Consider the following 11969-nt stretch of genomic DNA (forward strand, 5'->3'; position numbering starts at 1 on the left):
CTATAAACACTATGAATCAATGATAAAATCACTATATTAACAATATATTAACACAGGGCCAGTAATTTTACAAGAAAATATGCCTATAAAAGAAAAAAATTGTAAAAGCAAGAGTTATATAAGTAATACTGGATAAGTACTTTATAAACGTTATTGTTACAACTCTTAAAGAAACATTATGTATATAATCTTCACAAACTACCTGCATTCCAAGCACTGCATGCCAAAAGGTGAAAAATAGTAATATAACAAAAAATAAAAGCTCTAAAGGATGATTAATAACCTGAAGTAATTTTTCATTGAAAGATAAAAGACTATTATTATAAAATGTGCAGGAAAACGAATAGATAAACCAAGGAAATAAAAGCAGTAAAACCACAGCAGAAACACGCTGAACCCACCAATGATGAACTGAATTTCCAGATTGACTCATATAAACATAAATAAAAAGGCTATTGTAGAAAGAAGTAGTGTCACTGTTAGCAGTATAGCGCTTTTTGAAACGCCGGTGATTTCTAAATTCAGGCCCATATCCCATAATAAATGGCGAATGCCATTAAGAAAATGGTATGTAAAACTTACAAAACATAAAATATAAGCTAATTTGGCAATAGGAGTAGATAACAATACATTGAAGTACCTTACTATGAATAATTCAGGAAAGTAAACATGTAATATAAAGTCCCAAGAAAATATCATTAACAAAAAAAAGAGCAAGACACCAGTTAATCTATGCATAATAGAGAAAAAAGTAGTAACTTGTATTTTATATATCTGTAAATGTGGAGAAAGAGGTCTATCGCTCATAAAATTCCATCGCTTGGAAATTCAAATAAACTGGAAATCAAAATAAAGTAGAAGTAAAGACAGCAGTATAGTGCATAACAACACTACCATTAAAAGTGGTGAGTTACGCACAAAGCCTAAGGAGGTAATCCAGCTGCAGATTCCCCTACCGCTACCTTGTTACGACTTCACCCCAGTCACCGATCCCACTTTAAATAACTCCCTCCTTGCGGTTAGGTCGTTAGCTTCGAGTGAAACCAATTCCCATGGCGTGACGGGCAGTGTGTACAAGACCCGAGAACGTATTCACCGTGGCATGCTGATCCACGATTACTAGCGATTCCAACTTCATGCACTCGAGTTGCAGAGTGCAATTCGAACTGAGATGGCTTTTAAGGGATTAGCTTAGCCTCGCGACTTTGCAGCCCATTGTAGCCACCATTGTAGCACGTGTGTAGCCCACTTCATAAGGGCCATGATGACTTGACATCATCCCCACCTTCCTCCAGTTTATCACTAGCAGTTTCCTTAAAGTCCCCAGCATTACCTGATGGTAACTAAGGATGAGGGTTGCGCTCGTTGCGGGACTTAACCCAACATCTCACGACACGAGCTGACGACAGCCATGCAACACCTGTGTGAAACCCGGCCGAACCGACCCTATCCCTTCGAATAGGTATAATTTCCATGTCAAGAAGTGGTAAGGTTTTTCGCGTTGCATCGAATTAAACCACATGCTCCACCGCTTGTGCGGGTCCCCGTCAATTCCTTTGAGTTTTAATCTTGCGACCGTAGTCCCCAGGCGGAATGTTTAACGCGTTAGCTGTAATACAGAAAGTAAACTTCCCATATTTAACATTCATCGTTTACAGCGTGGACTACCAGGGTATCTAATCCTGTTTGCTCCCCACGCCTTCGCGCCTCAGCGTCAGATTTGAACCAGATAGACGCCTTCGCCACTGGTGTTCCTCCTAATATTTACGAATTTCACCTCTACACTAGGAATTCCTCTATCCTCTTTCAATCTCTAGACTAGCAGTTTTAAAAGCAATTCCAAGGTTGAGCCTTGGGATTTCACTTTTAACTTACCAATCCGCCTACGCGCCCTTTACGCCCAATGATTCCGAATAACGCTAGCCCTCTCCGTATTACCGCGGCTGCTGGCACGGAGTTAGCCAGGACTTCTTCTGTGAGTACCGTCATTATCTTCCTCACTAAAAGAGCTTTACAACCCGAAGGCCTTCTTCACTCATGCGGCATGGCTGGATCAGGCTTTCGCCCATTGTCCAATATTCCCCACTGCTGCCTCCCGTAGGAGTCTGGACCGTATCTCAGTTCCAGTGTGGCTGATCATCCTCTCAGATCAGCTATAGATCATTGCCTTGGTAGGCCATTACCCCACCAACAAGCTAATCTAATATAGGCTCATCTAATAGCAATAAATTTTTCCCCCGTAGGGCGTATACGGTATTAGTTGCCGTTTCCAGCAATTATTCCGTACTACTAGGTAGATTCCTATACATTACTCACCCGTCTGCCACTAAGTTATACCATAGCAAGCTACAATATAACTCCGTTCGACTTGCATGTGTTAGGCCTGCCGCCAGCGTTCATTCTGAGCCAGGATCAAACTCTCAAATTTAGACTTCAACCTATAAAGGTTGAGGGTATGTCGGATAAATCCGACAAAAAAATAATTTAGCTTAATACTGCTGTCTTTATTTCTACTTTAGAAATATATTAACTTCCAACTATTCAAACAACTTTGAAAACATTATCATGTGATATAACACTCATGTCAATATGTTTTTGCAAAACAAAAAGTATTAATGTATAAATTAGGTAACCATTCAGAATATTATCATGAAGAAATACATCTTTTTACTTGCATTAACGCCAATATTAGTTGGTGTTACACTATATTTAGTACGCAATATTGATAACACAAAACAATCTACCACTGCAGGAGATAAATTTTATCAAGTATTATTTTCTAAAAAAGAAAATAATATTCCGTTAGAAGAAATAGATGCAAATTGGGGGCATTTGGCAAATTTTGAACATGCATTCAATCATATCTTAGATTCAACTTTGGCAGACGCAACATCCATTTATAGTAATATGGCAGATAATAAAGAAGCTCCCAACATTTTGCGTGAATTAGCACAATATCTAGAAGTAATGCAATCACTTCGCCTTAATAATGAAAAAATAGACAATGAAAAATTGGAATCAAGTGCAATATACCCTTATTCAAGTAAAGAAGCCATTGCCATAATCAAGATACGCAATAAAGACACCAAAGGTGCACTTGAAATATTGCGCTCATTATTAAATGATAAAAAATGCCCTATTCTCATCAAAGCCAATGCACAAGAATTGCTTCGAATATATGAAAATTAAAGCTCGTCTTTATTTCAAAAGAGTATATTAAAAATGATAGGAAATCTAAGTGGAATAGTTGATGAAATTTGCAGCGATCACATAATCCTGAATGTGAATGATGTTGGATATATAGTGTACCTTTCAGCTAAAGCTGCTGGCCATTGCTGTGTTGGGAGTAGAATTAAGCTGCTAATCGAGACTTATGCAAATAGTAGAGAAAATGTTGCTCAGCTGTATGGCTTTATAAGCAAAGAAGAACAGCAGTGCTTGAGGTTGCTTGTTAAAGTGAGTGGCGTCAGTTATAAAACCGCAATGTCAATTTTGAGTAAATTAACTCCAGATCAGTTTTTTTCAGCAGTAGCAAATGAAGACAAAATGTTGCTTAAGATTAGCGGACTCGGCCCAAAGCTCATAAATCGGATTATCACTGAATTGCAAGGTAAAGTGAGCAAATTGGAACTAAATAACAATGACTCTCATAAAATTAACGAAGATGCAATTTCAGCTTTGATCAATCTTGGATATGAAAAAACAAAAGCTTATGATACTATAAAGAAAATGCTAGATGAATCACCGAATCTAGAAACTAAGGATATTATTCGCATGGCGCTTAAGGAACTTTCAACGTTATGAAATCAATCTCATGCAGTAAAGAATATGCTGAGGATGTGCGCAATATCAACATTAGACCTGAGCAACTTGATGATTTTGTTGGGCAGAAAGATCTAATACAAAATTTAAAAGTATTTATAAATGCTGCGCAGACGAGAACTGAAGCCTTAGACCATGTTTTGCTATATGGCCCTCCTGGACTTGGTAAAACAACTCTAGCACAAATCGTTTCCAAGGAATTAAGAGTAAGCTTTCGTGCAACTTCTGGCCCACTGCTGAGTAAAGCTGGAGACTTAGCTGCTGTGCTTACCACATTAAATGCAAAGGATGTTCTATTTATCGATGAGATTCACAGATTAAATCGCAGCATTGAAGAAGTTTTATACACCGCGATGGAAGATTTTTGTTTGGATATATTAGTTGGCGAAGGCCCATCAACTCGCACTTTAAGGATAGATTTACCACCATTTACGCTAATTGGAGCAACAACTCGGCTTGGGTTACTTTCTGCACCTCTTAGGGATCGTTTTGGAATTCCTTTGCACCTTGAGTTTTATTCTTTTGAGGAATTGGTTAATATTATAAGAAGAGGTGCGAGAGTCCTTTCTGCTGAAATTGAAGAAAGTGCTGCACAGGAAATTGCCTGCCGTGCTCGTGGCACTCCAAGAATTGCTTTAAGGTTACTGAGGAGAATAAGGGATTTCGTTGAAGCCGAAGATGACAAAAAAATTACTTATGAAGTCGCTGATTCTGCTTTGCTAAAATTAGGTGTGGACAAAATGGGGCTTAATAAACTTGATATGCATTACTTGAAATTTCTATTCAACACTTCTGGCCCTGTTGGAATTGACACTATATCGATTGCTCTCTCCGAAGATGTAGGCAACATTGAGGAAACAGTGGAGCCATATCTGATCAAAATCAGCTTCGTAAAGCGGACATCACGTGGGCGTGTGCTCACTGATCAGGCAAGAGAGTATTTAAATCTTCAATTTTCATAATATAGCTAACCGATGGTAGTGTAAAGGTCAACTAATTCATTGACAAATTTTGCAAAAAGCTCAAAGGAGTAATACCTCCAAGAGCTTGATGCGGCCTGTGTTCATTGTAATAAATTAAATATCTAAACAATTCATCCTTAAATTCTTGAACGGTCTCAAACGTTGTTCCCTCAATCAAATCATCATTTAAAGTCCGCCAAAAGCGCTCTACTTTGCCATTTGTTTGTGGTCTATATGGCCTTGTATATAAATGCTTTAAGCCAATTTCAACTAACATTCTTTCAAATGGATGTCCATCCAAATTACTTCTTGATGCAAACTCTGGTCCATTGTCTGTCATTACTTCTTTGAACTGAATACTGTAACTTTGCTTTATATAATTAAAACATCTGAGCACTGCAAACATTACATTCAGACTCTGAATATTTTCTAAAACTTCTGCCCATGCTATACGGCTTGCATCGTCTATTACACACACTAAATAGTATCTTTTGCTCTCATTTATTATCATATCTTTACTCAGATAATGACAGTCTATATGTGCCAATTCTCCAGCTTTTTCCCTGATTATCTTTCTCTTCACCTCTTTTTCTTTTGTGCTCAACTTATTCATGCCGGCTCTCTTAATAATATTATATATACCAGATGGAGAAGGTGTTTTGTTGCCCAACTTTTTTGCTAGTATAGCACAAATTTCATATTTATTTATCCCTTTTTTCCGCTCCTCTATAACTGCTTTTTCTATTTCAATATCTGTTCTTCTACTTTCCCATCTTGGACCTCTTTTTCTTGGTAAAAACTCTTTTTCTAATCCGCTATTTCTATACCTATTATAATATTTACAGAATGTTTGTCTGTTGATTCCATTAGCGTGATAAAAATCGCCTACAAATCTATAAAATGGATGCTTTTTTGCCTTTGTTTGCTCATATTCTTTGATCAAAAATCTCCATTTACTTTGGTAATTTCTCTCTAAAGTTTTATCTTCTGTGTTTCTTCTCATACCTAACTCCCTCAAAAATGTTTCTTTTATCTTAACATTTTTGTCATCGAATTAGTTGACCTTTACAGGATGACAGGAGGAGTGCTAATGAAATGACACCAAAGGTTGATGTTTTTGGTTTACTTTCTCGCTAAATTAGACGTTCGTACAGCTGTGTGCGTGACACTGGGATCCAGGAATTTTTTTTACACTGGATCCTATGATCAAGTCATAGGATGACAGAAAAAATGGTAAACCTTGCATATTTTGGTAAGAAAGCTCATCTGCCACTTGAACCAAAACCGCCTTCATTGCGATCAGTTTCTTCTGTGCAGAATTCTTCTGTTTCACTCCAGAGTACCTGAGGTATAGGAGCAATCAGAATTTGTGCAATTCTATCTCCTCTTTTTATCTCATATGGCTGGTTACTTAGATTAATTAGACAAATTTTGACCTCTCCACGGTAATCAGAGTCTATAGTGCCAGGAGAATTTAAAACAGTAATCCCATGCTTTGCAGCAAGACCAGAACGTGGACGGATTTGTCCCTCAAAACCATCTGGTATTGCAATCACAATTCCAGTTGGAATAAGCAGCTTTTCTAATGAAGCTAAAATAACGGAGCTGCTTACTGCAGCGTAAAGATCCATACCGGCGCTCTGCATAGTTGCATAACATGGTAAAGGTAGGCCTTCTCCGTGTGATAATTTTTTTATTTCTACTTTTACTTTACTTCTTTCCACTACGATTTACCGACTGTAAAAACTTGATTATAACATATCTTCAAAAGAAGTAATTAATATAAGGAATTAGAGCAAGAAAAAATATACAATTACTATATAACACCTCCAAAGGCTGTATGTTTAAATGGAATGAAGACAATATCGTCGATGCCACTTGTGGCAGAAAAGTAGGCTGCTGTAATTCAATTTGTAGTTCAAATATTTCAACAGATACAAGGGATATAAAAAAATGTGACTTATTTATCGCACTCAAGGGAAAGAGTTTTAATGGCCATGATTTTCTGCATGAAGCTTTTTTAAAAGGGGCTGTTGCAGCGATAGTAAGTGAGGATACATATAAAGATCTCCCTATTATTGTTGTGGAAGATACATTAAAAGCTTTGCATGATATGGCATCATATTATATCAGAAATGTTCTTGGCTCTGCTAAAGTGATTGCAATCACAGGAAGTGTTGGAAAAACCACCACGAAGGATATACTGCATACTGTTTTATCACAATATGGCATATCTCATGTAAATGATGGCAATTTAAATAATAATATAGGATTGCCTTTAACAGTGCTCAAAGCTCCTGAAGATTGCCAATATCTAATTCTTGAAATGGGAATGAATAGAGCTGGAGAAATAAAAGAATTGTCAAAGATTAGCAATCCAGACATTGCAGTTATTACTAATATCGAGCCTGCACATACCGAAAATTTTTCATCACTATTTGATATTGCACAGGCGAAGTTGGAAGTGCTGTATGGTATGAAAAGCAATGGCACTTTGATACTGAATAAGGATAGTGAGTATTATGAGTATTTATCATCGCACTCTGATAGAAATGTAGTAAATTTCGGTAAAGATGAAAGTGCTACGGTTTGTTTGTTGGATCTTATACCTGTAGTAAAATCATCTGTCATCCCAGCACCACCAGGTGTCATCCGAGTAGCTGACACTGGGATCCAGGAAAAAAGAAATATGGATCCGAGTAGTCAAGCTACTTGGACAACAGAGGGTAATGCAGTAGATCTGCTTTCTGCGTCATTCCAGCACGTGACGCTGGAATCTAAAAAAAAAGAAAGATGGATCCCAGTGTCAAGCACTGGGATGACACCTGGTGGTACTCGGATGACACCTGGGATCACTGGGATGACACCTGGGATCACTGGGATGACACCTGGGGCTACTGGAATGACACCTTGGGATGCTGGAATGACACCACACAGAGCTGACAAAGGGTTAAGTTTAAAAATCAGAGTAAATAATGATCAAATCATAAATTGCAATTTAAGTGTTCAAGGTGAGCAGTTTGCTTATTCTGTATTGGCTGTTGCAGCAGTTGTGCAAAGCTTAGGGCTCAATTTATCAAAATTACCACTTGCACTTGAAAATTTTAATGTAACAAAAGGTAGGGGGAATACTCATAAAATCGCATACAAAGGTAAACACGTGTGTTTAATTGATGATTCTTACAACGCTAGTCCGGCTTCAATGAAAGCTGCAATAAAGACTCTAGGCACATACCACAGTCAGAGGAAAGTAGCATTGCTTGGTGATATGTTAGAACTTGGGTGTGAAAGTATAAAATTTCACACAGAATTACTCGAGATTATCATAGACCATAATATAGATAAAGTTTACACAGTTGGTAAATTTATGTTGGCACTTCACAACCTTTTGCCTTCCAATATAAAGGGCATACACTTTGATGATTCTCATCAACTAAAGAACAATTTGAATGATGTTATTCAAGACAATGATGTGGTTTTAATCAAAGGTTCACGTGGAATGAAAATGGACGTTGTGGTGCAAAAATTCATAATGGAAGATTAAATAACCATCACTTATTTTGATAAATTAGAGCTTGTAAGGAAACGTAGATCCCGCTAACAAGCAGCGGGATGACGTAGAGTCGATATCGTCATACCGCAATTTATTCGCGGTATCTAAACAGATTCCGCGAACATGTCGCGGAATGACGGTGTGCGTGCCGTGGCACGACAAAAGAAACTAGAAATTAAACGCCACTCCAGCTTCTGCACCAACAACGCTATAAAGAACTTTTATGTCTCCCTTGCCCTTGTCACCTTCCTCACCACTTTTATCAAATTTAGCACCATAAGAGCCGAAGTAGCGAGCACCAGCATAGAGATTAATTTCTGGGGTTACAGCATAACTAACACCAGCTTTTGCTTGATAAGCAACACCGAATCCACTTTTTTGCTCATTAAAAGGAGCTTTTAAAGGATTGTTGATATATGCTGCACCAACACCCACACCAACGTATGGAGCTACAGGCAGATCTTCAATAATTGCTATATCGTAATTCACATTAACTAATACTGCAATTGCTGTTAATTTTTCTGCAGCTGCATCTGCAGGTGCAAGCACTACACCTGTGTCAGCATTCTTATTCAATTGTGAGTAAACCCCTTCAACTCCAACTCTGAAGTCCTCCATTTTGTAACCAAATTCGGCTCCACCACCTATGAAAGAAGCCTTAAAAGGATCAAGAGTGGTATCGCTATCTTTTGTAGCTGTAAATGTATCAATCTTTGTTTTAAAAGGTAAAAGTTCACCATTATACTGCAGGCGAACGTAGTAACTAGCGTCGCCTTCTTCAAGACCAGCAGGATCTGAAAAAGCAGAGTTTGACGATAAAGTCAGCAGCGTTACTAAAGCAGCTGCTGAAAAAAAATTTTTATAATGCATAATTGCCCTCGAAAAAAATTAAAATTCCACTTTAGTAGTTTAAGTAAAAACTAAAGTAAGTCAAGTGCTAACTTAATAACACAAAATATTTGATATTTAAACTAATTTTCCTGATAAGATAAAGATTTGATTAATGAATAAACAGCGTTACGTGACTTTTTATTCTTAATTTTCTGATATTCTCTCACTAACCCCAATATCTCTTTACTTTCTGCGTCATCCTTGCTGTGATTATATTCGAAGTTTCCTTTATCTTCGTGTAACGCTGATGATCCGCTATATAAAGAATCACTAGTAGGATTTGAAATGTTGGAGAAAAAATACTCAGGTGTTGTTCTAAGCGCAATTGCTAAATCGTATAATCTGCCTACTAAAACGCTATTTATTCCTTTCTCATATTTTTGTATTTGCTGGAAAGTAATGCCAACCAATTTTCCCAAGTCACTCTGAGTCATGCCAAGTGTTAATCGTAACTCTCTTATTTTCTTTCCTATCTCTAGATTTATAAAATTAGTTTTAGCTCTTTCTTTAATTTCAAAATTATCAACATTCATTTTTCAACCTCTTTAATATTTATGGTAAAAAAAATAGCCATTCGTGTCATTAACATAGAAACAAATTTAAAAAGGAAGCTTTAATCCAGGCGGTAATCCCATCATACCTGCAAGATCAGAAGTTGCATTTGCCATATCCTCTTCCGCTTTTTTAACTGCATCATTAAATGCTGCAACAATTAAATCTTCTATAATCTCTTTTTCTTCACTTCTCATGAATTCTAGATCTATGTCTAATTTTTTAGCTTTATAACTGCCTATTTTTATAACTTCTACTGTTAGATGAACTTTACCACCGCCAGCTACACCTTGAAATTCTTTTCCGACATATTTATCTTGAGCTGCCGCAAGCTTCTTTTGCATTTCTTGTGCTTGCTTCATTATTTGACCAAAATCCACAATCTACTCCTTATTTTCTATATTAACCACTTTTGCACCTTTAAAACTCTCAAGTATTTCCTTAACTGCAGGCACATCAGTTAAATTACTAACTTTATTATAAGTACCGCCTGTATAATATGTATCAACTTCAACCACCCATTCTTGCCGAGTTACTTGACTTAAGTAGCTCTTTAAATCATTGCAAAAATTACTGTCTAACTTAGATACAGCTTTTAATTTTAAATACCCAGGTTTACAACCTATTAATTGTAGATCATTACACATCTGTTTGTAAAGATAAATTTGATTATCTTGCCGTAATAGTTGCACAATCTTATCAAAATCGTAATTTTGTTGTTTATTTTCCACATGGATCCCAGTGTCACGCACTGGGATGACAGATGGGGGTTGTTGTTTATTTTCTATGTGTTTCTCTGGATCCGAGTAGTCCGCTACTCTGGTGACAGAGGGAATTTGTTGTTTATTTTCCATATATTTTTTTGAATCCGAGTAGTCAGCCACTGGGATGACAGAGGGGGAAGGTGCAACAGGTCTGCCCTGTCTATTTCCTTGCCCTGCATTTTGTGAAAGAACTTTTTTGACTACCTGTTCTGGAGAAGGTAGATCAGAAAGGTAGCAGAGGCTAATTAGCATCATTTCAGCCGCAATATCGTTACATGTTGAAGCTTTTATATCTTGAATACCTTTAAGGAGCACCTTCCACAACCTCGAAAAAAATATTAAGGACTTCTTTACGCTTGAGCCCTTTATTCTATTGATTTCATATTCTGTAACCGCACTATTGATTTCTTTCGTAATTAAAAAGCGGCATACTAACTGAATTGTTTGGAGCAGATCTTCAAAAATATCAAGCGGGGTTGCTGTCTCTACGGCCTTATCAAATATCATTAAAGCTTTTTGTACATCGCCATCCAATATTGCTTCTAGCAGATCAAATATAGTGCTTCTATCCACTAACCCAAGTATGTTCATCACATTTGTAGTGGATATAGCACCATCTTTACTATATAGCACTGCTTGATTCATCAAAAACAAGGCATTACGCATTGAATTTCCAGAGTGATGTGCGATTAATTCTAATGCTCTGTTTTCAGTAGAGTAGTTCTCTTTTTGTGCAACATAATTTAAACGCTCTACTATTTTGGCCATAGGGATGTTATGTAAATCAAATCTTTGACAACGCGCAATAATAGTTATTGGTATTTTTTTTATTTCTGTGGTTGCTAAGATGAATTTTACATTGGATGGTGGCTCTTCTAGAGTTTTAAGCAATGCATTAAATGCACTGCTCGATAACATGTGTACTTCATCTATTATATATACTTTAAACTTAGAACTTATAGGTGAGTAACAAATATCTCCTAGGATTACTTTTATATCATCAATGCTAGTGTGGCTTGCTGCATCGATCTCGATAACATCTGGATGGCTGGAATTTTTGATTGCCAAACAATTTCCACATGAACCACAAGGTTCAAAAATTGGTCCTAAAGAGCAATTCAAGCATAAAGCTATTATTCGTGCAGTGGTAGTCTTACCAACTCCACTACTACCGGACAGCAGTATTGCCTGTGGGATTTTGTTTAAAGTGAAAGCATTTTTTAATATACGCACTAATATATCTTGGCCTACTAGGTCTTTAAAACTACTAGGACGATATTTTAATGCTATATTCATAGCTTCAAGGTAAACGAAATAATTAAATAGGTATGCAACCCAAAAAGATTCTGATATGGCTGCTTCATTTCTGATCTGACCTAAGTTACAGAGTTTCTGCCTGCATACCTAATAAAATATTATACTTTT

Annotated in this window: 12 protein-coding genes, 1 rRNA gene and 1 other RNA gene; 4 read left to right on the top strand and 10 right to left on the bottom strand. The window is 36.9% G+C overall.

Annotated elements, in window-relative coordinates; genetic code table 11:
- Positions 1-67: 67 nt before the first annotated feature.
- The 3 genes from sdhD to ASM33_RS07175 form a co-directional block, all read right to left on the bottom strand.
- Entirely contained in the window at positions 68-433 is a 366-nt protein-coding gene (gene sdhD / locus ASM33_RS07165; RefSeq protein WP_110409773.1) for a succinate dehydrogenase, hydrophobic membrane anchor protein, read from the bottom strand.
- Entirely contained in the window at positions 430-807 is a 378-nt protein-coding gene (gene sdhC, locus ASM33_RS07170) for a succinate dehydrogenase, cytochrome b556 subunit (protein ID WP_110409772.1), read from the bottom strand. Before sdhC ends, sdhD begins: the two co-directional genes overlap by 4 nt.
- Positions 808-924: 117 nt before the next feature.
- A 16S ribosomal RNA gene (locus tag ASM33_RS07175) occupies positions 925-2428 on the bottom strand.
- 221 nt (positions 2429-2649) lie between these two features.
- Between ASM33_RS07175 and ASM33_RS07180 the strand changes: the two genes are divergently transcribed.
- From ASM33_RS07180 to ruvB, 3 genes are read left to right on the top strand one after another with little or no spacing between them, the layout of a single operon-like run.
- Positions 2650-3189, top strand: a complete 540-nt coding sequence (locus ASM33_RS07180) for a hypothetical protein (RefSeq protein ID WP_110409771.1) — start codon at positions 2650-2652, stop codon at positions 3187-3189.
- A 33-nt stretch (positions 3190-3222) separates the two neighbouring features.
- On the top strand, positions 3223-3804 hold the full coding sequence (ruvA, locus tag ASM33_RS07185) for a Holliday junction branch migration protein RuvA (RefSeq protein ID WP_110409770.1): 582 nt from the start codon (positions 3223-3225) through the stop codon (positions 3802-3804).
- Complete coding sequence (gene ruvB / locus ASM33_RS07190) at positions 3801-4784, top strand: Holliday junction branch migration DNA helicase RuvB (RefSeq protein WP_110409769.1); 984 nt, start codon at positions 3801-3803, stop codon at positions 4782-4784. Before ruvA ends, ruvB begins: the two co-directional genes overlap by 4 nt.
- Positions 4785-4815: 31 nt before the next feature.
- Here the strand turns inward: ruvB and ASM33_RS07195 are convergent, their stop codons facing one another.
- Both ASM33_RS07195 and dut read right to left on the bottom strand, forming a co-directional pair.
- On the bottom strand, positions 4816-5802 hold the full coding sequence (locus ASM33_RS07195) for an integrase core domain-containing protein (protein ID WP_157956349.1): 987 nt from the start codon (positions 5800-5802) through the stop codon (positions 4816-4818).
- Between the two features lie 244 nt (positions 5803-6046).
- The gene (dut, locus tag ASM33_RS07200; RefSeq protein ID WP_110409768.1) at positions 6047-6508 is read right to left on the bottom strand and encodes a dUTP diphosphatase; all 462 of its coding nucleotides are present in this window, start codon (positions 6506-6508) and stop codon (positions 6047-6049) included.
- 116 nt (positions 6509-6624) lie between these two features.
- On the opposite strand from dut, the gene ASM33_RS08770 reads away from it, so the two are divergent.
- Positions 6625-8328 carry a UDP-N-acetylmuramoyl-tripeptide--D-alanyl-D-alanine ligase gene (locus tag ASM33_RS08770; protein ID WP_237342911.1) on the top strand — a complete coding sequence of 568 codons (1704 nt, stop codon included), beginning with the start codon at positions 6625-6627 and terminating at the stop codon, positions 8326-8328.
- Positions 8329-8505: 177 nt separating this feature from the next.
- Here ASM33_RS08770 and ASM33_RS07215 read toward each other — a convergent pair whose 3' ends face one another.
- The 5 genes from ASM33_RS07215 to ffs all read right to left on the bottom strand — a co-directional run bounded on the left by ASM33_RS07215 (position 8506) and on the right by ffs (position 11954).
- On the bottom strand, positions 8506-9207 hold the full coding sequence (locus ASM33_RS07215) for a P44/Msp2 family outer membrane protein (RefSeq protein ID WP_110409767.1): 702 nt from the start codon (positions 9205-9207) through the stop codon (positions 8506-8508).
- 101 nt (positions 9208-9308) lie between these two features.
- Complete coding sequence (locus ASM33_RS07220) at positions 9309-9761, bottom strand: helix-turn-helix domain-containing protein (RefSeq protein ID WP_110409766.1); 453 nt, start codon at positions 9759-9761, stop codon at positions 9309-9311.
- Positions 9762-9827: 66 nt separating this feature from the next.
- A complete protein-coding gene (locus ASM33_RS07225; RefSeq protein WP_110410549.1) occupies positions 9828-10142 on the bottom strand; it encodes a YbaB/EbfC family nucleoid-associated protein in 315 nt (104 codons plus the stop codon).
- 21 nt (positions 10143-10163) lie between these two features.
- Positions 10164-11840, bottom strand: coding sequence for a DNA polymerase III subunit gamma/tau (gene dnaX / locus ASM33_RS07230; RefSeq protein ID WP_110410548.1), 1677 nt, complete (start codon positions 11838-11840; stop codon positions 10164-10166).
- Positions 11841-11861: 21 nt separating this feature from the next.
- Positions 11862-11954, bottom strand: an RNA gene (gene ffs, locus ASM33_RS07235) — signal recognition particle sRNA small type.
- Between the last annotated feature and the right edge of the window lie 15 nt (positions 11955-11969).

It is taken from the genome of Wolbachia endosymbiont of Folsomia candida, from assembly GCF_001931755.2.
Lineage (GTDB): Bacteria > Pseudomonadota > Alphaproteobacteria > Rickettsiales > Anaplasmataceae > Wolbachia.